19 protein-coding genes and 9 tRNA genes are annotated in these 20392 nt (G+C 43.1%); 22 read left to right on the forward strand and 6 right to left on the reverse strand.

Annotation, left to right across the window (positions count from 1 at the left end):
- Window positions 1-17: 17 nt before the first annotated feature.
- Together QV280_RS10855 and QV280_RS10860 are read right to left on the reverse strand one after the other, a co-directional pair.
- Window positions 18-1121: a PilT/PilU family type 4a pilus ATPase gene (locus tag QV280_RS10855; protein ID WP_152819420.1), complete on the reverse strand. Its 1104-nt coding sequence runs from the start codon at window positions 1119-1121 to the stop codon at window positions 18-20.
- Between the two features lie 27 nt (window positions 1122-1148).
- On the reverse strand, window positions 1149-2195 hold the full coding sequence (locus QV280_RS10860) for a type IV pilus twitching motility protein PilT (protein ID WP_152819419.1): 1047 nt from the start codon (window positions 2193-2195) through the stop codon (window positions 1149-1151).
- Window positions 2196-2219: 24 nt separating this feature from the next.
- Here QV280_RS10860 and QV280_RS10865 point away from each other — a divergent pair, with 24 nt between their 5' ends.
- Genes QV280_RS10865 through hemW form a run of 6 tightly spaced genes read left to right on the forward strand, consistent with a single transcriptional unit; the run spans window position 2220 to window position 6630 of the window.
- Entirely contained in the window at window positions 2220-2930 is a 711-nt protein-coding gene (locus tag QV280_RS10865; protein WP_152819418.1) for a YggS family pyridoxal phosphate-dependent enzyme, read from the forward strand.
- A gap of 29 nt (window positions 2931-2959) precedes the next feature.
- Window positions 2960-3784 carry a pyrroline-5-carboxylate reductase gene (proC, locus tag QV280_RS10870; protein ID WP_152819417.1) on the forward strand — a complete coding sequence of 275 codons (825 nt, stop codon included), beginning with the start codon at window positions 2960-2962 and terminating at the stop codon, window positions 3782-3784.
- Between the two features lie 17 nt (window positions 3785-3801).
- Window positions 3802-4371: a YggT family protein gene (locus tag QV280_RS10875; RefSeq protein ID WP_152819416.1), complete on the forward strand. Its 570-nt coding sequence runs from the start codon at window positions 3802-3804 to the stop codon at window positions 4369-4371.
- 26 nt (window positions 4372-4397) lie between these two features.
- Window positions 4398-4841 (forward strand): DUF4426 domain-containing protein, encoded by a 444-nt coding sequence (locus QV280_RS10880; protein ID WP_023405068.1) that lies wholly within the window; start codon window positions 4398-4400, stop codon window positions 4839-4841.
- Between the two features lie 5 nt (window positions 4842-4846).
- The gene (locus tag QV280_RS10885; RefSeq protein ID WP_023405067.1) at window positions 4847-5449 is read left to right on the forward strand and encodes an XTP/dITP diphosphatase; all 603 of its coding nucleotides are present in this window, start codon (window positions 4847-4849) and stop codon (window positions 5447-5449) included.
- Window positions 5446-6630, forward strand: a complete 1185-nt coding sequence (gene hemW, locus QV280_RS10890; RefSeq protein WP_152819415.1) for a radical SAM family heme chaperone HemW — start codon at window positions 5446-5448, stop codon at window positions 6628-6630. Before QV280_RS10885 ends, hemW begins: the two co-directional genes overlap by 4 nt.
- A gap of 61 nt (window positions 6631-6691) precedes the next feature.
- On the opposite strand, the gene glsB is transcribed toward hemW, so the two are convergent.
- The 3 genes from glsB to trmB all read right to left on the reverse strand — a co-directional run bounded on the left by glsB (window position 6692) and on the right by trmB (window position 9631).
- Entirely contained in the window at window positions 6692-7612 is a 921-nt protein-coding gene (glsB, locus tag QV280_RS10895) for a glutaminase B (protein WP_152819414.1), read from the reverse strand.
- Window positions 7613-7776: 164 nt separating this feature from the next.
- A complete protein-coding gene (locus QV280_RS10900) occupies window positions 7777-8808 on the reverse strand; it encodes a TRM11 family SAM-dependent methyltransferase (protein ID WP_152819413.1) in 1032 nt (343 codons plus the stop codon).
- 103 nt (window positions 8809-8911) lie between these two features.
- Window positions 8912-9631: a tRNA (guanosine(46)-N7)-methyltransferase TrmB gene (gene trmB / locus QV280_RS10905; RefSeq protein ID WP_023405063.1), complete on the reverse strand. Its 720-nt coding sequence runs from the start codon at window positions 9629-9631 to the stop codon at window positions 8912-8914.
- Window positions 9632-9843: 212 nt separating this feature from the next.
- On the opposite strand from trmB, the gene mutY reads away from it, so the two are divergent.
- The 15 genes from mutY (at window position 9844) to QV280_RS10980 (ending at window position 18398) form a co-directional block, all read left to right on the forward strand.
- Window positions 9844-10896: an A/G-specific adenine glycosylase gene (mutY, locus tag QV280_RS10910; protein WP_023405062.1), complete on the forward strand. Its 1053-nt coding sequence runs from the start codon at window positions 9844-9846 to the stop codon at window positions 10894-10896.
- Window positions 10897-10905: 9 nt separating this feature from the next.
- On the forward strand, window positions 10906-11178 hold the full coding sequence (locus tag QV280_RS10915; protein WP_021712335.1) for an oxidative damage protection protein: 273 nt from the start codon (window positions 10906-10908) through the stop codon (window positions 11176-11178).
- A gap of 60 nt (window positions 11179-11238) precedes the next feature.
- Window positions 11239-12378 carry a membrane-bound lytic murein transglycosylase MltC gene (gene mltC / locus QV280_RS10920; RefSeq protein WP_023405061.1) on the forward strand — a complete coding sequence of 380 codons (1140 nt, stop codon included), beginning with the start codon at window positions 11239-11241 and terminating at the stop codon, window positions 12376-12378.
- A gap of 104 nt (window positions 12379-12482) precedes the next feature.
- Window positions 12483-12558, forward strand: a tRNA-Phe gene (locus QV280_RS10925).
- 53 nt (window positions 12559-12611) lie between these two features.
- Window positions 12612-12687 (forward strand) — tRNA-Thr (locus QV280_RS10930).
- 7 nt (window positions 12688-12694) lie between these two features.
- A tRNA-Phe gene (locus QV280_RS10935) sits at window positions 12695-12770 on the forward strand.
- Between the two features lie 39 nt (window positions 12771-12809).
- Window positions 12810-12885 (forward strand) — tRNA-Asn (locus QV280_RS10940).
- Window positions 12886-13357: 472 nt separating this feature from the next.
- Window positions 13358-13433, forward strand: a tRNA-Phe gene (locus QV280_RS10945).
- Between the two features lie 52 nt (window positions 13434-13485).
- A tRNA-Thr gene (locus QV280_RS10950) sits at window positions 13486-13561 on the forward strand.
- Between the two features lie 20 nt (window positions 13562-13581).
- Window positions 13582-13657, forward strand: a tRNA-Asn gene (locus tag QV280_RS10955).
- Between the two features lie 34 nt (window positions 13658-13691).
- Window positions 13692-13767, forward strand: a tRNA-Thr gene (locus QV280_RS10960).
- A 20-nt stretch (window positions 13768-13787) separates the two neighbouring features.
- Window positions 13788-13863: transfer RNA gene (locus QV280_RS10965), tRNA-Asn, on the forward strand.
- Between the two features lie 805 nt (window positions 13864-14668).
- Window positions 14669-16549 carry a PTS mannitol transporter subunit IICBA gene (locus QV280_RS10970; protein ID WP_152819412.1) on the forward strand — a complete coding sequence of 627 codons (1881 nt, stop codon included), beginning with the start codon at window positions 14669-14671 and terminating at the stop codon, window positions 16547-16549.
- A gap of 97 nt (window positions 16550-16646) precedes the next feature.
- Window positions 16647-17795 carry a mannitol-1-phosphate 5-dehydrogenase gene (locus QV280_RS10975; RefSeq protein WP_152819411.1) on the forward strand — a complete coding sequence of 383 codons (1149 nt, stop codon included), beginning with the start codon at window positions 16647-16649 and terminating at the stop codon, window positions 17793-17795.
- Between the two features lie 66 nt (window positions 17796-17861).
- The gene (locus QV280_RS10980; protein ID WP_023404161.1) at window positions 17862-18398 is read left to right on the forward strand and encodes an MltR family transcriptional regulator; all 537 of its coding nucleotides are present in this window, start codon (window positions 17862-17864) and stop codon (window positions 18396-18398) included.
- 53 nt (window positions 18399-18451) lie between these two features.
- Here QV280_RS10980 and nagB read toward each other — a convergent pair whose 3' ends face one another.
- The gene (gene nagB, locus QV280_RS10985) at window positions 18452-19252 is read right to left on the reverse strand and encodes a glucosamine-6-phosphate deaminase (protein ID WP_023404160.1); all 801 of its coding nucleotides are present in this window, start codon (window positions 19250-19252) and stop codon (window positions 18452-18454) included.
- 345 nt (window positions 19253-19597) lie between these two features.
- Here nagB and QV280_RS10990 point away from each other — a divergent pair, with 345 nt between their 5' ends.
- Window positions 19598-20365: a DeoR/GlpR family DNA-binding transcription regulator gene (locus QV280_RS10990; protein ID WP_023404159.1), complete on the forward strand. Its 768-nt coding sequence runs from the start codon at window positions 19598-19600 to the stop codon at window positions 20363-20365.
- Window positions 20366-20392 lie beyond the last annotated feature (27 nt).

Genomic DNA, 20392 nt, shown 5'->3' on the forward strand with positions numbered 1-20392 from the left:
TCACCGCCCCTTTAAGCTCACCCCATATCAATCTTAACGTCATCTAAGGGGCTACTGCCTTTAGTCCCTTGCTGATTTTTAAGCATTAAGCGCAGATCGTTGGCTGAATCAGCACTGCGCAACGCTTCTTCTGCTGTGATCTTGTCTTGCATCACTAAGTTAAACAAAGAGTGATCAAAAGTGCAGATCCCCTCTTGTCTGGTTTTACTCATGTAATTTTTAATTTCAGCAATCTCACCTTGTCGGATAAGATCGGACGATCTTGGCGTAGAAAGCAGTATTTCCAATGCCACATGACGCCCTTTTCCATCTTTGGCTTTTAGCAGTTGCTGGCCAACAATCCCTTTTAAATTAAGCGAAAGATCCAACAAAAAATGCTCTCTTTGATCTTTTGAGACTAAATGTAAAATCCGCTCTAAGGCTTGGTTGGCATTATTGGCATGCAAGGTTGCCACACACAAATGCCCTGTTTCGGCAAAGGTCATCGCATAACGCATGGTTTCTGGGGTGCGGATCTCGCCAATCACTATCATATCGGGCGCTTGTCGTAGCGAGTTTTTCAGCGCGATTTCGTAGCTTTCCGTATCTAAACCCACTTCACGCTGAGTCACTATGCTTTGCTGATGTTGATGCACAAATTCAATCGGATCTTCTACCGTTAAAATATGCCCGTGTTGATGCTGATTTCGATGCCCCACCATAGCGGCAAGCGTTGCCGACTTACCAGAGCCTGTTGCTCCAACCACCAGCACTAAACCTCGCTTAACCATAGCCAGATCTTTTAAGGTATTGGGCAAGCCAAGATCTTCAAAGGACGGAATTTCTGTCTCAATATGTCGAATAACCGCACCGGGTAAATCACGCTGAAAAAAGGCGCTGACACGAAAACGCCCCGATTCACTTTCAATGGCAAAATTGGCTTCTCGGCAGGCTCGATACTCTTTGCGCCTATCGTTATCCATAATGCTGTCTAAAATTGCAGTCACACCTGATTGATGCAGCTTTTCACCAAACGGTTGCAGCTCTCCATCGACCCGAAACATACAAGGTGCATCGACTGTAATGTAAAGATCAGACGCTTTGTGCTGTGTCATTGCACCTAACAACTCTTTCAATTCCATGTTGCTGCCCTCGCTGTTATTTTGCGCTTAAAAACCGCCACCAAGACCGACTTGAATCTCAATTTTAGTTTCGACTTCTTCTCTAGTGACCTGATTTTGTTGCATCAATTGATTTGCCGCTTGCTCCATCGTTTTCATGCCGTGTGACGCGCCCGTTTGGATAATGGAATACATCTGCGCCACTTTATCTTCCCGAATTAGATTTCTAATGGCTGGGTTAGCCAACATGATTTCATGACAAGCAATACGACCGCCGCCCACTCTCTTTAATAGCTTCTGCGCAATCACCGCTCGCAGTGATTCAGAAAGCATAGAGCGCACCATGTTTTTATCTCCGGCAGGAAACACATCAATAATCCTATCTATGGTTTTGGCCGCCGAACTGGTGTGCAATGTGCCAAAGACCAAGTGCCCTGTTTCAGCCGCTGTTAACGCTAAACTAATGGTCTCTTGGTCGCGCAATTCTCCCACCAAAATCACATCTGGATCTTCACGCAGTGCCGAGCGGAGCGCCGCTTTGAAGCTGTGCGTATCACGGTGTACTTCACGCTGATTGATCAAACACTTATTGCTTTGGTGTACAAACTCAATCGGATCTTCAATGGTCAATATATGTTTATTGTGATGACGATTAATATAGTCCACCATCGCCGCGAGCGTGGTAGATTTACCCGATCCTGTAGGGCCAGTGACCAAGACTAAGCCTTTTTCATAATTGACGATGTTTTCGAAGATAGGCGGGCAATCTAGCTGTTCAAGCGTAGGGATATCGGTGGGAATGGTTCTAAATACCGCTGAAGCGCCACGACTTTGATTAAAGGCATTAACCCTAAATCGCCCCACGCCTGCAAGCTCGATCGAAAAATCCAACTCTAGATTTGACTCAAACTCACTTCGTTGGGCATCATCCATGATATCAAAAATAAGCTCGTGGACTTCAGTCTCGCTAAACTCTGGCATCTCCAGACGTCGCACATCGCCGTCTATCCTCACCATAGGAGGTAAGCCCGATGAAAGATGTAGATCTGAAGCATTATGCTTTACACTAAAGCGAAGTAATTCGGTGATATCCATAAAATTCCTTGTTAAGTCAAAACTATGCAGACAATCCAATCAAATTTAGAACACATTCATCAGCAAATTAAAGATTCTGAACGTAAGTTTGGGCGTCTAACTGATTCCGTGCAACTTCTTGCGGTAAGTAAAACCAAACCTATTCAAGCTGTGTTAGATGCTTGTCACGCTGGTCAGCGTCAGTTTGGTGAAAATTACGTACAAGAAGGTGTTGAAAAAATTCAATACTTTCAAGAACATCATAACGATTTCGATATAGAATGGCACTTTATTGGGCCAATCCAGTCAAATAAAACACGCCCTATTAGTGAGAGTTTCGACTGGGTTCACTCTATTGATCGACTCAAGATCGCACAACGCCTTAACGATCAAAGACCTAGCGGTAGTGATCCGTTGCAAGTCTTGCTGCAAGTCAACACCAGTGGCGAAGAAAGCAAATCTGGGATCAATGCTGCTGAAGCACTAGAATTGGCCGCAGCTGTCGATGCGCTACCTAATCTGACGTTACGCGGACTGATGTCTATACCGGCAGCAGTTGCGAGTTATGAAGAACAACTGCAAGCCTTTAATCAACTGAAAGGCTTGTTTGATCAAATTAAATCCCAATATCCTCAGGTAGACACTTTATCTATGGGCATGAGTGGTGACATGGAAGCCGCTATCGAAGCTGGCAGTACAATGGTTCGCATTGGTACCGCTATTTTTGGTGCTCGAGATTATTCGAACAAACAATAGTATTCGAACAAACAAGAAGGAAGACAGGTTTGGCACATTCAGTACGTAATATCGCCTTTATCGGCTCTGGAAATATGGCAAAGTCTATCATTGCCGGTTTGCTTGATAGTGGCTATCCAGCTCAAGCCATTACCGCTACCGCTCCATCAGAGCAAAGCCGTGACAAGGTTAGCCAGCGTTTTTCAATTTCGACTACCGCTGATAATCAACTGGCAGCGACCATGGCAGATGTAATTGTGTTGTCAGTCAAACCGCAGATTATGTCTGAAGTGTTGGCCGAGCTTGCCAATGTCGACCTAGAGAACAAACTGTTAATCTCAATTGCGGCGGGAATTACCATCCCTCGCCTGCAAACCATGCTAGGTAAAGAAGCCAATTTTGTACGAGTGATGCCAAATACACCTTCTCTACTTGGGCTTGGCATGAGCGGCCTATACGCGCCAGAAACCATCAATCAAGCAGACCAAGATTTTGCCAATGAGCTAATGCAAGCGGTTGGTGAAACTTGCTGGGTTGAGAGTGAAGCACAAATTAACTCGATTATTGCGGCAGCTGGTAGCTCTCCTGCGTATTTCTTCCTATTTATGGAAGCAATGCAAAAAGAAGCAATAGCGCAAGGTTTTGATGAACAAACCGCGCGTCAGCTAGTACAACAATCTGCACTCGGAGCGGCACAAATGGTTGTTGCCAATCCAAATTTAGATCTATCCGTTTTGCGCCAGCAAGTCACTTCCAAAGGCGGTACTACCGCAGAAGCGATTGCGACATTTAACCAACATCAACTCTCTGACACTGTTTCTAAAGCGATGCAAGCTGCGGTTACTCGTGCAGAAGAGATGGAAACTCTTTTTTAACCCATCAAGGATTTGTAATGAATTCAATGCAGTTTTTAGTGACTACCGCTTTTGATCTCTACATCATGATAGTCATTCTTCGAATTTGGTTGCAGGCGGCGCGAGCTGATTTCTACAACCCATTTTCTCAGTTTATTGTTAAAGCTACACAACCGGTATTAAAACCACTACGTAGCATCATTCCATCTATTGGCAGTGTCGACCTCGCAACATTGACCTTTGCTTATGTACTGTGTGTATTGAAGTTTGTATTGCTAATGCTAATCGCTTCCAATGGCGCTATGGCCTTTAGCCCTGATTTATTAATCATTGGCTTGATGGCATTAGTAAAAGCGGCGGGTAAATTGCTATTTTGGGTATTACTACTGCGCGCTATTTTAAGCTGGGTAAGCCAAGGCCGTAGTCCTGTTGAGTATGTATTCCACCAGCTAACAGAGCCTTTGCTTGCGCCTATTCGCCGTATTATTCCTGCCATGGGCGGGCTTGATCTGAGCGTATTAGTGCTGTTTCTTGGTCTACAATTTGCCAACTACTTAATCGGCGATCTAACGACTAGCCTATTTGGTCCAATTTGGTACGGACTATAATAGTCACCTCTATTAAAGGGCGATAAATGAAGAAGATATTCAGCGCACTCTTATGTGGCTTACTGTTAGCAAGCTTTGCCGTGCCAAGTTGGGCAGGACAATTTGTACGCATGAAGGATATTGAACTGCACTACTCAGCATTCAATTCAACATTTATTGCCCCTAAAATTGCTCGCGAGCTAAAGCTCAAAAGAAACCCTTATGTCGCGCTGATCAATATCAGCGCACTGGATCTCTACAGTGTAGGTAAAAAGCCAACTCAAGTGACTTTAACGGGAACGGCAAAGAACCTAATCGGTAATACCCGCACACTAACTTTTAAAGAGATCACTCAAGGTGACGCTATTTATTATTTAGCCGAATTACCTATCACCGAAAATGAAACCTTCCGTTTTGAAATCAAAGCCGATGCAGGAACGAAAGGCAGTGGCATTCTTCGTTTTAATCAAACCTTCCATATTCAGGAGTAATCCCTTTGTCTGCAAATAAATTAGTACTAGCGACCGGAAACCAAGGCAAAGTACGCGAAATGGCCACCTTGTTAGCCGAGTTTGGGTTTGAAGTACAAGCGCAAAGTGAATACAAGGTCTCTGAAGTTGCAGAAACTGGCACTACCTTTATTGAAAACGCCATCATCAAAGCCCGTCACGCAGCTCAAGAAACTGGCCTGCCCGCTATTGCTGATGACTCAGGCTTAGAAGTCGACTTTCTTAAAGGTGCACCGGGTATTTATTCTGCTCGCTTTGCTGGCGAAGACGCGACAGACCAACAAAACCTCACTAAGCTACTAGCAGAGCTTGATGGTGTACCACAAGCACAACGCAGTGCACGTTTCCATTGCGTACTGGTATATATGCGCCACCACCTAGATCCAACTCCTATCGTATGTCACGGTGTGTGGCAAGGCGAAATCCTAACCCAAGCACAAGGGGAAAATGGTTTTGGCTACGACCCAGTATTTTACGTACCAGAAGATGACTGCGCCTCAGCGCAACTAACACCTGAACGCAAAAAGCAGCTATCACATCGTGGCAAAGCACTGGCTGAATTATTCCAGAAGCTAAAACACGCTCTATGAGCCAGTTAATACCACCATCACTGGGACTGTATATCCATATTCCGTGGTGCGTACAAAAATGCCCTTACTGTGACTTTAACTCGCACGCTTTAAAGGGAGATATCCCTGAAGATATTTATATCAATGCGTTGCTTGAAGATTTGGATGCAGACCTCGCCAGATATGCAGATTCAATCCAAGAGCGACAGCTCACTTCTATCTTTATTGGCGGCGGCACGCCTAGCTTAATCTCGCCGCAAGAGATTGCGCGCTTGTTGCAAGGCGTAGAACAACGTATCGCCTTTAAAGACGGTATAGAAGTCACCATGGAAGCCAACCCCGGCACTATTGAGGCAGCACGTTTTGCTCAATATGTCGAAGCAGGTGTCACCCGCATGTCGATTGGGGTGCAGAGCTTTGAACAACAAAAGCTAGAACGTTTAGGGCGTATTCATGGTCAGGATGAAGCGGTCAATGCCGCTAAGTTAGCTCATCAAATTGGGCTCAATAGCTTTAATTTAGATCTTATGCACGGCCTTCCAGATCAAAGCATAGCGCAAGCTCTGGTTGATTTAGAAAAGGCGATTGACCTTGCTCCTCCGCATCTGTCTTGGTATCAGCTCACCATTGAGCCCAATACCATGTTCTACTACAAAACACCGACCTTACCCGATGACGATGACTTGTGGGATATCTTTGAACAAGGACATCAGAAGCTCAGCGACGCCGGTTACGTGCAATATGAAATCTCGGGCTACAGCAAACCCGGATATCAATGCCAGCACAACCTTAATTATTGGCGCTTTGGTGACTACTTAGGTATTGGCTGTGGTTCACATGGTAAGGTGAGTTTTAGCGATGGTCGCATCGTGCGCACCACCAAAATAAAACACCCGCGTGGTTATTTAGCCGCTTATCAAAATATGGTGAAACCCTATTTAGATCATGAGCACCAAGTAGCAGAGATTGATCGTCCGTTTGAGTTCTTTATGAATCGCTTTCGCTTGATAGAGGCGTGCCCAAAACAAGACTTTATTGATACTACAGGCTTAGCGCTGAGCGCAGTGAAAGAGACGATGGATTGGGCTATTGGTATGGATTATGTCACTGAAACAGACACTCATTGGCAGATCACCCGTAAAGGAAAGCTGTTCTTAAATGACTTGCTAGAAGCTTTCATGGCTGACGAAGACGCCGACTAACCACTCCCTAATGCACTATTTTATTTAGCCTCTCTATGCTCAGTATAGGGAGGCTTTTTTATTAAAATATCGAACGTCCGATACGTTCAGATAACAACTCTAAAGCGCGAGTACCCGCTAGCGAGTTCCCAGAAGCATCCAGCTCTGGAGACCAAACCGCGATACTCATCTCACCCGGCACAACCGCAATAATTCCGCCGCCAACACCGGACTTACCCGGCATACCAACTCGATACGCAAACTCCCCTGCGCCATCATACAAACCACACGTCGCCAGCAAGGCATTTAATTGCTTGGTTTGAGTAGCCGTGATTATGCGTTTACCTGATGGAGCCAAACACCCTTTGTTCGCCAAATAACTAAAGGTTTTAGCTAGATCGACACAACTCATTTTTAACGCGCAAGCCGAAAAGTAATTGTGCAGTACAGGGTGAACTTCACTATGAAAATTGCCAAACGAACGCATCAAATAAGCGATAGCGGCGTTACGGTCGCCGTGCATCATTTCTGATGCCGCCACCACTTTGTCATACACAATGCGCTCATCACCAGACAACTGACGGACAAACTCTAACAGGTAATGACGCGGCGCTGATAAACGGCAGTTTAATAGGTCTGATACAACAATCGCCCCAGCATTAATAAATGGGTTGCGCGGAATACCTTGCTCCATTTCAAGCTGAATCATGGAGTTAAAAGCTTGCCCAGAAGGCTCTTTCCCCACTCGTTGCCATATTTCTTGCGGATCATACAGTTGCATGGCCAAGGTTAGGCTCAGTGCTTTAGAAATCGACTGAATTGAAAACGGCTCGTCAGCATCCCCTGCTTTAAACACTTCACCTGTGTTGGTGTACACCGCAATGCCGAGCTTTTTATTTGAAACCTCAGCTAACGCGGGAATATAGTCCGCCACTTTTCCTTGCCCTATTAACGGGGCAACCTCTGTCAGAATGTCTTGTAATAGTTGAACGGTTGGTTTCATCTTTTACCTTCTTTCATAGACAACAAAGCCAACACTAAGTTGGCTTTGTAATGAAGTAATAATTTTTGATTGTAGAATAACTACTTATCGAAAATTTCCGCCTTGTTCTCGAGCATTTTTCCTGCGCTAGCTCTGATCACTTACTTAGTGTGATTGGTATAAAATTAAGGCTTAACAGCAATAAATATATTTCGATTTATGGATTGGTCCACTCGGTGCAGATAACCGATATAAGGTTCTTGATCTTGCACCTCAAAACCTTGCTTGGCGAACAACTCCGCGAGCTCAGTCCATTTCAAAGTAAATTCATTAAACGACAATACAATTGAACCCTTAGGTTTTAATACGCTCTTCCAAGCCGGTAGCGCCTCTTCTAGAAGCTCTAACGGGCTACGAGCCATCTTAGTATCTTTTGCACTTTTACTGCCGTGCTGAACACCGTAGGGAAGATCTGACACCATCACATCACAAGAATTCTTTTTGATGATTTGATTTACAATGCGGGTATCCGATGCATATAGCTTCAGTGATTGGCCTTGGTCTTTAATAAACGCTTCTTTGGTCACAGCCGCATTCACCACAAAACCATCGGCAATTTTTTTACCGCCAGCACCTGTGCGCTTCTCTTTGGTTACTTTATGCTTATAACGACCATTTTTCATGTACTTAACGATAAATGTTTGAATCTCTTGAACCCATTTAGCGTTAATTTCTACTCCCATCACATCTAGACCTTGAATCAAACCTTCATACAAAGTCGTGCCTTTGCCACACATAGGGTCCATTAAACACTTACGCTGGCTGTCCGTTTTAGCCGCGCTAAGACCAAGGTTAACCATCAAGCGAGTAAACTGCTCATTGGTTTTGCCTGTATATCTGAGTATTTGGCTCATGCTTTCAGGAAAAGTATTAAAAGCTTGTGGCTGCAAAGGTTTCAACAAACCGCTATCCATTACTTGGAATATGGCGTAATAGATAGACGAGGAGGACAACCTTTGTAGCTGTACGTCATCAAGTTGTTGTTCTGTTTCAAATACCAAAGCCGCAGGTAAACCGATATCTTTTTCAGTGACCTCATCAACTGCAATATCCATAGAAGAAAGGATTGCTTTTAGCTCAGAACAAGCAATCTTTACTGCGGTATCAAAGTAGATTCGATTGTGACCGGGGTTGGCCAAGATAGCGTATTGAAACATCCAAAAACCTTAATTTGAATTATTGAGAATAAAAAAGGAGCTACATTGGTAGCCCCCTAGAATAGAGAATCAGTCGCCCCACACATAAAGGGACTACATGAGACTAAACTGTGCGCTTGTATTTAATGTCCCAAACGCCGTGACCTAAACGATGACCACGCGCTTCAAACTTAGTTAAAGGACGCTCGTCAGGGCGAGGAACATAATCGCCATCAGTGGCAATGTTAGCAAAACCCGGTGCTTGGTTCATTACTTCAACCATATGCTCTGCGTAGTTTTCCCAGTCAGTTGCCATGTGGAAAACACCAGAATCTAGTTGAAGTTTAGCACGTACCATTTCGGCAAAATCAAGCTGCACGATACGACGCTTATGGTGACGCTTTTTATGCCAAGGGTCTGGGAAGAATAATTGTAGCGTATGTAAGCTACTATCAGGAATCATGTGAGCAAACACTTCTACAGCATCGTGACACATTACGCGCAGGTTAGTCACACCCGCATCACGCGCTAAACCAAGGCAAGCACCCACGCCAGGACGGTGAACTTCAATACCGATGAAATTTTTCTCTGGAGCAGCTTTTGCCATTTCTACTAGAGAGGTGCCCATACCAAAGCCAATCTCTAATACTACTGGGTTGTTATTGCCGAATACTTGCGCCCAGTCTAATAATTCGTTCTGGTAATCGATGCCCATTGTTGGCCAGCATTCATTCAAAGCTGTTTCCTGACCTTTAGTCAATCGACCTTCTCGACGTACAAAGCTGCGGATCTTTCTCACCAGCTTGCCATCTTCGGTGTATTCGTTAGTCGTTACTTCGCTCATTCTGTTTGTTGCCTGCTCATCGATTAATCAAAGCGGGAATTATCCAAAGAATTCTTCAATACGCAAGTGTATAAACCACTTCAATCGCAAATTATTCCAATTTCCACACATATTCGCCGTAAGTTGCGTTTATTCCACACAAACTCAGTTTTACTTCCTTACACTATTATGGTGCAATTTCTGATCTTTGATGACTAATTTATGGGCTCTCAGTGACACCATTCGCAAATCAAATACTCAACTGGTATCAAAAATACGGGCGTAAACATCTGCCTTGGCAGCATGACAAAACCGCTTACAGAGTTTGGCTCTCTGAAATTATGCTCCAACAAACTCAAGTAGCCACGGTTATTCCGTATTTTGAGCGCTTCATCGAACAATTTCCGGATGTGACTTCACTTGCCAATGCCCCTATTGATGAAGTGTTGCATCTATGGACTGGCCTTGGCTATTACGCACGGGCGCGCAATTTACATAAATGTGCGCAAATAGTGGTTACACAATACCAAGCAGAGTTTCCCCTCGATATTGAACAGCTTAATGCCCTACCCGGCATTGGACGTTCGACCGCTGGCGCCATTTTATCTTCGGTCTTTAAGCTGCCACACGCTATTCTTGATGGGAACGTAAAGCGAGTGCTTGCGCGCAGTTATGCTATCGACGGTTGGCCGGGGAAAAAGGCGGTCGAAAACCAATTGTGGGCAGTGGCGATAGAAAATACCCCACAACAAAGGGTGGATGAATATAACCAAGCTATGATGGATATGGGGGCTATGATTTGTACTCGTAGCAAGCCTAAATGTTCGTTGTGCCCTGTATCGGAGCATTGCGTAGCGTATAAGCAACACACGCCAACGGACTACCCTGGTAAAAAGCCGAAAAAAGAAAAACCGACCAAGCAAGTATGGTTTGTGATTCTGCACTATAAAGATGAAGTTTGGCTTGAACAGAGGCCATCGTCTGGAATTTGGGGAGGATTACACTGTTTTCCTGAACAAAGCAGTGCCGATATTGATTATTTTTTACAGACTTTTAATTGCTCACAAAGCGATATAGATAATGCTAAAACATTGATTACGTTCAAACATACTTTTAGCCATTACCATTTAGACATAACACCTGTTCTAATAAACCTATCGCAACGACCTAGCCTTATAATGGAACAAAGCCAAGGTCTTTGGTATAACTTGTCTCAACCACAGAAACTAGGTCTGGCTGCACCGGTTAAGAACCTGTTAGCAAACCTTAAGTATGATCTAACATAAGGAACACTCATGAGCCGCACAGTATTTTGCGAACATCTAAAAAAAGATGCCGATGGTCTAGATTTTCAACTTTACCCAGGTGAACTAGGTAAACGTATATTTGATGGTATTTCGAAAGAAGCTTGGGCTATGTGGCAAAGCAAACAAACCATGCTAATTAACGAAAAGAAATTAAATATGATGGATCCTGAACATCGCAAACTACTTGAAACAGAAATGGTAAATTTCCTGTTTGAAGGAAAAGAAGTTGTGATCGATGGTTACACACCACCAAGTGAGTAATTCTATAGAGTGGCGTTAGCCACTCTTTTTTTGACCTTTATTTTTAGCTTTTGGATACCAATGAGAAAACTGCTCTATTTCGCCCTTCCTCTCATACTCGCCGGTTGTAGTCGTGAATTTGTCGAAAAAATCTATGACGTAAACTACGAACCAACCAGTCGATTTGCGGCGCACAACCTAGCCCCAATGCCGGGACAATTTGAAAAAGATACCGATGCCCTAGATGCTTTGATGAATAGCTTCACCGGGGATATCGAGAAGAAATGGGGTAAAGACCAAGTCAAAGTGGCGGGTAAAAGTAACTATGTTAAATACATAGATAACTACGACAGTCGCGCCGATGTTAACTTCTCAACCGGCAAGATCGTCATCGAAACCATTGCCTCTGACGATCCAAAAGCACACTTAAAAACCGCGATTATTACTACGCTGTTGACGCCAGATGATCCTGCGCATGTGGATCTATTCTCTTCATCAAACATTAAATTAAAGGGTGAACCCTTTTTATATCAACAGGTTGTCGACCAAGACAATAAAGCGATTCAATGGAATTGGCGCGCAAACAGATTTGCCGATTACCTGATTGCGCACAAAATGAAGACCAAGAAAGTAGACTTCAAAATAGCGCATTACGTTGAGATCCCTATGGTGTCCAGTCACTCCAATGTTCGTTCGTATAAGTACGCCAGCATAGTGAGAAAAGCCTCTCAGCGTTACGATATTCCTGAAGATCTGATTTATGCCATCATCAGAACAGAAAGTAGCTTTAACCCTTATGCGGTAAGTTGGGCAAACGCTTATGGTTTGATGCAAGTGGTTCCAAAAACCGCTGGTGCGGATGTATTTAAGTTGGTGAAGAAAAAATCGGGCATGCCTTCTCCTGAGTATCTATTTAATCCTGAAAACAACATTGATGTTGGTACAGCTTATTTCCACATATTAAGAACTCGCTACCTTAAAGACGTGAAAAACTTCCTCTCTTTAGAGTACGCCATGATCTCTGCTTACAATGGCGGTACCGGTGGAGTGCTGAATACTTTTGACCGAAATAGCCGCAACAATGCAATGAGACACATAAACTCCTTGAATCCGAGCCAAGTTTTTTGGGCATTAACCCATAAACATCCCAATGCGGAGTCTCGACGCTACTTAGAGAAAGTGACCAAGTACAAACGGGAATTTAACCAAAGTAAGGGATAATTTAACCAATATGCTTAAATAAAAAGCAAACAACACAGTTTTTGAAAAAAAACCGAAAAACAAGTTGACGGATTCCTTAAAAATACGTTTAATAGCGCTCCGTTGCCCGGATAGCTCAGTCGGTAGAGCAGAGGATTGAAAATCCTCGTGTCGGTGGTTCGATTCCGCCTCCGGGCACCACAATTTGTTGTTGGTGTTCATGTAACGTCAACGAAGCAATAAGAATATAGTGTGCCGACTTAGCTCAGTAGGTAGAGCAACTGACTTGTAATCAGTAGGTCACCAGTTCGACTCCGGTAGTCGGCACCATTCTTTTGCCTCGATAGCTCAGTCGGTAGAGCAGAGGATTGAAAATCCTCGTGTCGGTGGTTCGATTCCGCCTCGAGGCACCATTATTTGGTGCGTAACACGATAAGTGTTGCTCAAATAATTCCCCTTTAGTTCAGTTGGTAGAACGGCGGACTGTTAATCCGTATGTCGCAAGTTCAAGTCTTGCAAGGGGAGCCACATTATAAGCCCTAGTCTTCGGACTGGGGCTTTTTTGTATCTGCATGATTCCTCATCACAACAGCAAAACAATACAATACAATACAATACCTTCTACTCTTACCCCTATTTGCTTGCTAGCTAAACACACTTCTAAAACCAAGAATGGCTAATAAACCTAGTGCACAACAATTCAGCAGCGTGAATTTTATCTCCCCTCTATTGTTAGTTAATCAGCAAAGCCAGCCGTTAATTAGTGATTACTCAATTAGATCTCAATACTGAGGGTGAAAAGTCACACATTTACCCGCATATCTTCAACACAGGGTATGCAAGCACTCTAATAGAGAAAACGTAATCATGAATTAATTGATGAAAAAACCGCTCTTTTATACACAAAACATACACTTCGGACTAGAATTTCGCCAAGTGGAAGATTTTTTGCATTTTTTTGTTGACCTTAAAACCGAAAAACCGTTTAATACCCCCCGTCGCCCGGATAGCTCAGTCGGTAGAGCAGAGGATTGAAAATCCTCGTGTCGGTGGTTCGATTCCGCCTCCGGGCACCACAATTTATTGTTGGTGTTCAAAGAACGTCAATGAAGTAAAAGAATATAGTGTGCCGACTTAGCTCAGTAGGTAGAGCAACTGACTTGTAATCAGTAGGTCACCAGTTCGACTCCGGTAGTCGGCACCATTTATTTAGTTTGAAACAATTCCCCTTTAGTTCAGTTGGTAGAACGGCGGACTGTTAATCCGTATGTCGCAAGTTCAAGTCTTGCAAGGGGAGCCACATTATAGTCAATAGCAAAAGCTGTTGATCAGGCGCCGACTTAGCTCAGTAGGTAGAGCAACTGACTTGTAATCAGTAGGTCACCAGTTCGATTCCGGTAGTCGGCACCATTTATTAGTTTAAAAGTAATTCCCCTTTAGTTCAGTTGGTAGAACGGCGGACTGTTAATCCGTATGTCGCAAGTTCAAGTCTTGCAAGGGGAGCCACATTATAAGCCCTAGTCTTCGGACTGGGGCTTTTTTGTTTCTGCACGCCCGCCTCTATTTCTGTCTCTGCCTGATCTTATTTCTTGGTATTCCCACGCCTCAAGCCACAAGGTTAACGTGAACTCCCCCTCTTCTTTCCACTAAGCTCACTACAAGCGCTCAAGACGCTCTATCTGATTATCTATGTCATATGACTCTTTAAACCATTACCAAGCGATACAGAGCGAATTAAACAACATTTCACTTGAACAGCTACAACTACAGCTACAACTTCAACTACAACTGATATCGCACCAACCCTATAGATGGTGGTTTAGCGTCAAGATAAAGGTGCTATTCCTATCCCGAATTATTAATAAAGTTAATGGCTAACAAGTACACAGTAATCAACAGATGAATATCCTTACACAATTAATGTAATTTAATTACAGATCATGTAAAACCCTCTTATTTGTTCACTATGCAATCAAAAAACAGCGGTTATCCGAGCAATTGTTGCTGCTAATTTAAGTCAAAGTTTATAAAACGCGATCTGTATCACTATTTATTTTTCCTACCCAAGACATAAAACGTTATGTAGATCACCTTTAATTGAGAATCAATATCATCTAAAGTGCTGTGTAATTTATTGACACGTATTTATTGTGACGAATATCACTAAGTTAAAAGTTTGATCGGATTCTTTGTGTGATTTAAATCACACTTAATGGGCTAGTAATGCGTTTTCAAATTTATGTGTTAGATTTTTCTCAACGTTAAACAAAACAACAGTGCCATTTGGCTCAAATAATAAACGAGGTCACCTATGCTATCTCCCGAAGCGAAGATTAAGGTTCAAAACTTTGGTCGTTTCCTCTCCAACATGGTTATGCCAAACATTGGCGCATTCATTGCTTGGGGTTTCATTACTGCACTATTCATTCCAACTGGCTGGATTCCTAACGAAACGTTAGCCGCTATGGTTGGTCCTATGATCAAATACCTTCTACCACTATTGATTGGTTACACCGGTGGTAAAATGGTCGGCGGTGAACGCGGAGCAGTTGTAGGTGCTATTACTACAATGGGTGTCATCGTTGGTACTGATATCCCAATGTTTATGGGTGCAATGATTGTTGGTCCACTCGGTGGCTTAGCCATCAAGCGATTTGATGAAGCTGTTCACGGTAAAGTGAAAAGTGGCTTTGAAATGCTAGTGAACAACTTCTCTGCCGGCATCATCGGTATGATTTGTGCGATTCTAGCATTCTTAGTTGTTGGCCCTGCTGTAAAACTTCTCTCTACTGGCCTTGCTGCTGGTGTAGATATTATGGTGACCGCAGGCCTACTTCCTCTGGCTTCTATTTTCGTAGAACCTGCAAAAATCTTGTTCCTGAATAATGCGATTAACCACGGTATCTTCACACCACTTGGTGTTCAGCAATCAGAAGAACTAGGTCGTTCAATCTTCTTCCTTATTGAAGCAAACCCAGGCCCAGGTCTTGGTCTACTACTTGCTTACATGGTGTTTGGTAAAGGTAATGCTAAACAATCTGCAGCGGGCGCTTCTATTATCCACTTCTTCGGTGGTATCCACGAAATCTACTTCCCATACGTATTGATGAACCCTCGTCTAGTGCTTGCTGTAATCGCTGGTGGTATGACAGGTGTATTCACAAACGTAATCTTTAGCTCAGGTCTTATTTCTCCAGCATCACCGGGTTCAATCTTTGCTGTTCTTATCATGACACCTAAAGATTCCTTTGTTGGCGTAATCCTATCTGTAGTTGCTGCAGCAGTTGTGTCTTTCCTAGTGGCTTCGCTACTAATGAAAACTCAAGCAAATTCTGATGACAGTGAAGACTCTCTAGAAAAAGCAGCTAACCAAATGAAGGACATGAAAGCGTCTTCTAAAGGTCAAGAAGCGGGCTCTGTAAACATGTCAGCTGTAAAAAGCATCATCGTAGCGTGTGACGCGGGTATGGGCTCAAGCGCAATGGGTGCGGGTTTACTACGCAAGAAAGTTGAAGCTGCAGGTTTAGATATTTCGGTTATTAACTTGGCAATCAACAACCTTCCACAAGACGTTGATATTGTAGTTACGCACCGAGACCTGACTGACCGTGCTCGCTCAGTGGTAACAAGTGCTCACCACATTTCACTATCTAACTTCCTTGATGGTGGTGTGTACGACAAACTTGTAGAACAACTTGTTGATGCACAAGGCACTGGTTCAGCGCCAGTCACAACTCAAGCACCTAAGTCGCAAGGTACTTTGCACTTATCTGAAGACCATATCTTCCTAGGGCTACAAGTTAAAACAAAAGAAGATGTCATTAAATTTGCCGGTGAACAACTAGTTAAACTAGGTCACGTAAGCCCTGAATATATTGATGGCATGTTAGCGCGAGAAGAGTTGGTATCAACCTATCTTGGCGAATCTATTGCGGTACCACACGGTACTATCGAAGCGAAAAAATACGTGCAAAACACGGGTATCGTATTCTGCCAATTCCCTGAAGGTATTCAGTGGGGCGAAGACGAAGATGATGTTGCTAAGATGGTTATTGGTATCGCCGCTCAAGGTGATGAACATATCCAAGTTATTACCGCTATTACGAATTCACTTGATGACGACGAAGCAGTTGAGTTATTGAAGACCACATCTAACTCTCAAGATGTACTTAATATTCTTAACGGAAAGTAATGCTTAAATCGTGCTCCTAAGTAAGTGACGAGGCCAGTTCCCCTAGTTTTCTACTGGCCTCTTTTTTATTTTTAATCTCTATTGTTTAGGTATTGTTATGAAAGCTCTACATTTTGGTGCAGGTAACATTGGTCGTGGTTTTATCGGTAAACTGTTAGCGGATGCAGGTATCACAGTTACGTTTACAGACGTCAATGAAACCGTGGTAAATGCTCTAATCGAGCGCAATGAATATCCAGTGAAAGTTGTCGGCGCTGACTGTGTTGTTGACACAGTGTCCAACGTCACTGCTGTAAATTCAACTAGCCCAGAAGTGATTGATTGTATTGCAGCCTCAGATATGGTCACCACCGCAGTTGGTCCAACTGTATTAAACATCATTTCTAAAACCATAGCGCAAGGTATTGAACTGCGTTTCTCGCAAGGAAACACAGCACCACTTAATATCATCGCCTGTGAAAATATGGTGCGCGGTACTAGCCAGCTAAAAACCGCAGTTTACGGCCACCTTAGTGATGAAGTAAAAGCACAAGCAGACCAATTTGTTGGCTTTGTGGATTCAGCGGTCGATCGCATTGTGCCACCAGCAGAAGAAGGGGAAACAGACCCACTAGCTGTTACGGTAGAAACCTTTAGCGAATGGATTGTTGACCGTACACAATTCAAAGGAGAAGTACCTAATATTCCAGGTATGGAATGTACTGACAATTTAATGGCATTTGTTGAACGTAAGTTGTTTACATTGAACACAGGTCATTTAATCACAGCTTATCTCGGTGTTTTAGCCGGCCATGAAACCATTAAAGATTCTATCGAAGATGAAGCAATTCGTACTGAAGTAGAAGCAGCAATGCAAGAAAGTGGCGAAGTTCTTATCCGTCGTTACGGTTTTGATCCAAAGGCACACGCTGCATACATTGAAAAAATCTTAGGTCGATTTGCTAACCCTTATCTTCGCGATGAAGTTGACCGTGTAGGCCGTCAACCAATTCGAAAATTGAGTCCTCAAGACCGTTTAATTAAGCCATTAAATGGTACTCTAGAGTACAACTTACCTAACGAACATCTATTGAAAGGTATTGCAGCTGCATTCCACTACAAGAATGACGATGACCCACAAGCTGTCGAGCTTCAAGCTATGTTCGCCGAGAAAGGTTTTGCCGAAACACTCGCTCATTACTCTGAGCTGAATGTTGACGCTGAAGTTGTTAAACTTGCAGAGCAAGCTTATCTAGCCATTAAATGACCGTCGAAATTAGGTGCTTCAAACGAAGCACCTTTTAGGTTTATTTCTCATAGTATAAAGAACTGTATGCCCATAACCCCACAAAATGAAACTGAGTTACTCGAAGCCCTTTCTGAAGCAGAAAGTGCCCATGAGTGCTTGTTCACCGCCTACGATGTATTAGACGATACCGTTGATGCATTGCTAAAAAGCATCTTTTTCAAAGATGACTATGCGGTAAAGTTTGTGGTCGACCCACTACTGACTAACGACGGTCCTCTTGGCGAAATTCAAGTTCGTACCAAGCTATTACTAGGGTTAGGAAGTATCTCCAAAGAAGTGTATGACGATATCGAAATATTCGTCACTCTAAGAGAGTGGGCAAAAATTCAAGGGGATGATGTTAGCTTTACTGAAGTCGATGTTTTATTTGAATTAAATAGAATTAACGCCATTAAAGGCATTACTCCATTAGAGTTTGATGCCACACTCCTTGAAGGCATGAACGGTGCAACATTAGATATGTTTTTAACCCGCCACTTTCAAAGGGTGCGTTCCACTTTAGTGTTAGCGGTCACTGATATCGTCGCTCAGCTATGCCAAGAGAATGACCTCACCTCTTAAAACACAAAAACCACCTTGCGGTGGTTTTTTTAGCTTTACTATAATCGGTTTAATTATAGACCTTTAATGTTCTCAGCTTCTAGCTCATTAAAGTATTTAACTGTTTTCACTTTAAGCTCTTGTTGTGCTGGTTCATCAGCAACAATCACAGCTTTATTGTGAAGTTGTAGTGCAGTTACAGTCCACATGTGGTTGATAGAACCTTCTACCGCCATTTGTAGTGCTTGTGCTTTATTGTGACCTAAAGACAGAATCATCACTTCTTCAGCATCTAGCAAAGTCGCAACACCAATAGTGAGTGCGTATTTAGGCACTTGCGTGATATCGCCATCAAAGAAGCGAGAGTTAGCAATACGAGTATCTTCAGTTAGCGTCTTAATACGAGTACGTGAAGATAGAGATGAACCAGGCTCATTAAATGCGATGTGGCCATCAATGCCTACGCCGCCCATGAACAAGTTAATCTTGCCATAAGACTTCATTTTCGCTTCGTATGCCGCGCAATGAGCGTCGATATCATCCGCTAAACCGTCAAGTAGGTTAATGTTTTCTTCTTGTACATCAACGTGGTTAAAGAAGTTGTTGTACATGAAAGAACGGTAAGATTCAGGATGGTTAGGATCAATACCCACATACTCATCCATGTTAAAAGTTACTACGTGTTTAAAGCTAACTTCACCCGCTTTATACAAATCGATAAGAGCTTTATATGTAGTTAATGGAGTACCACCTGTTGGTAGACCAAGTACAAATGGTCGTTCAGCAGTTGGTTGAAATTTATTAATGCTTTCAACAATATGACGCGCTGCCCACTTACCTACTTTCTCAGCATTGCTTAACGGAATCAGTCTCATAAATCTACCTTTCTAACGATTAGGGTTGAATGTTTTTTTGTAGTGTAAAATAAGTCTGGGTATTATCCAATAGAAATTAGAGATTTTTTGACCTAGATCGTACAAAAATTCGCTAATCAAGCAAATTAACTCACCTATTCTCTGTTTAAAATTGACTTCAAAGTGAAAGTTTATGCCATGAATTGCCCTAATAATTCTCGATGAAAATTATCTACTTCGATTCACAAGCTGTAATGCCCTACATGTATTAGCTTATAAATAAACCATTTCGTTTATGTTTCGATTTATAGACATATGACTTTCGATGTGAAACAATTGAATAATCGAAACGAAACACAGACACCCATGACCAAGAGAAACTCACAAATTCGACGCAGTGCTATTGCCTCCTTAGTTGAACAACAAGGAGAAGTGACGGTTGAAGAACTAGCAAAACGCTTTGACACTTCTGAAGTCACTATTCGTAAAGACCTCGCCTCTTTAGAGCAAAGCGGACAACTAGTACGTCGATACGGTGGCGCAGTTTCTATTCCTAGCGAAACTGTGGTTGAAGAACTCAGCCTTCTTGTCTCGGAAGAAAAACGCTCTTTAGCTGCCACTGCAGTATCCCTTGTCCGTGACCACAACCGTATTGTCATTGATAGCGGCAGCACCACTGGCGCTCTGATTTCTATGCTCAATACCAAAAAAGGTTTAGTGGTTATGACTAATTCGTTAACCGCAGCAAATGCGTTGAACGAATTAGAAAGTGAGCCAACCTTACTGATGACAGGCGGAACATGGGATGCACATTCAGACTCATTTCAAGGTCAAGTAGCAGAAGCCGCTTTAAGATCGTATGACTTTGATCAGCTGTTTGTTGGCGCTGACGGTCTGGATCTTGATCGAGGCACCACCACCTTTAATGAACTGATTGGTTTAAGCCGAGTCATGGCCGAAGTGTCGCGCCAAGTGATCGTGATGATCGAGTCAGACAAAATTGGTCGACGTATCCCCAACCTAGAACTGGCTTGGGACAACATAGATATTGTCATTACCGATCAAAGCCTGTCTGACGAATATAAAGAAATTATCGAATCAAAGTCTGTTCGTGTCATACGAGCAGAAAATTAAATTAGTACTTATGGTCTTCCTCTCAGG

The sequence above is a fragment of the Vibrio sp. B1Z05 genome, from assembly GCF_052955985.1.

Coding starts and splice junctions, on each gene's coding strand:
- QV280_RS10855 (WP_152819420.1), bottom strand. CDS start 1,121: ATGGAATTGAAAGAGTTGTTAGGTGCAATGACACAGCACAAAGCGTCT.
- QV280_RS10860 (WP_152819419.1), bottom strand. CDS start 2,195: ATGGATATCACCGAATTACTTCGCTTTAGTGTAAAGCATAATGCTTCA.
- QV280_RS10865 (WP_152819418.1), top strand. CDS start 2,220: ATGCAGACAATCCAATCAAATTTAGAACACATTCATCAGCAAATTAAA.
- QV280_RS10875 (WP_152819416.1), top strand. CDS start 3,802: ATGAATTCAATGCAGTTTTTAGTGACTACCGCTTTTGATCTCTACATC.
- QV280_RS10880 (WP_023405068.1), top strand. CDS start 4,398: ATGAAGAAGATATTCAGCGCACTCTTATGTGGCTTACTGTTAGCAAGC.
- hemW (WP_152819415.1), top strand. CDS start 5,446: ATGAGCCAGTTAATACCACCATCACTGGGACTGTATATCCATATTCCG.
- glsB (WP_152819414.1), bottom strand. CDS start 7,612: ATGAAACCAACCGTTCAACTATTACAAGACATTCTGACAGAGGTTGCC.
- QV280_RS10900 (WP_152819413.1), bottom strand. CDS start 8,808: ATGTTTCAATACGCTATCTTGGCCAACCCCGGTCACAATCGAATCTAC.
- trmB (WP_023405063.1), bottom strand. CDS start 9,631: ATGAGCGAAGTAACGACTAACGAATACACCGAAGATGGCAAGCTGGTG.
- QV280_RS10915 (WP_021712335.1), top strand. CDS start 10,906: ATGAGCCGCACAGTATTTTGCGAACATCTAAAAAAAGATGCCGATGGT.
- mltC (WP_023405061.1), top strand. CDS start 11,239: ATGAGAAAACTGCTCTATTTCGCCCTTCCTCTCATACTCGCCGGTTGT.
- QV280_RS10970 (WP_152819412.1), top strand. CDS start 14,669: ATGCTATCTCCCGAAGCGAAGATTAAGGTTCAAAACTTTGGTCGTTTC.
- QV280_RS10975 (WP_152819411.1), top strand. CDS start 16,647: ATGAAAGCTCTACATTTTGGTGCAGGTAACATTGGTCGTGGTTTTATC.
- QV280_RS10980 (WP_023404161.1), top strand. CDS start 17,862: ATGCCCATAACCCCACAAAATGAAACTGAGTTACTCGAAGCCCTTTCT.
- nagB (WP_023404160.1), bottom strand. CDS start 19,252: ATGAGACTGATTCCGTTAAGCAATGCTGAGAAAGTAGGTAAGTGGGCA.
- QV280_RS10990 (WP_023404159.1), top strand. CDS start 19,598: ATGACCAAGAGAAACTCACAAATTCGACGCAGTGCTATTGCCTCCTTA.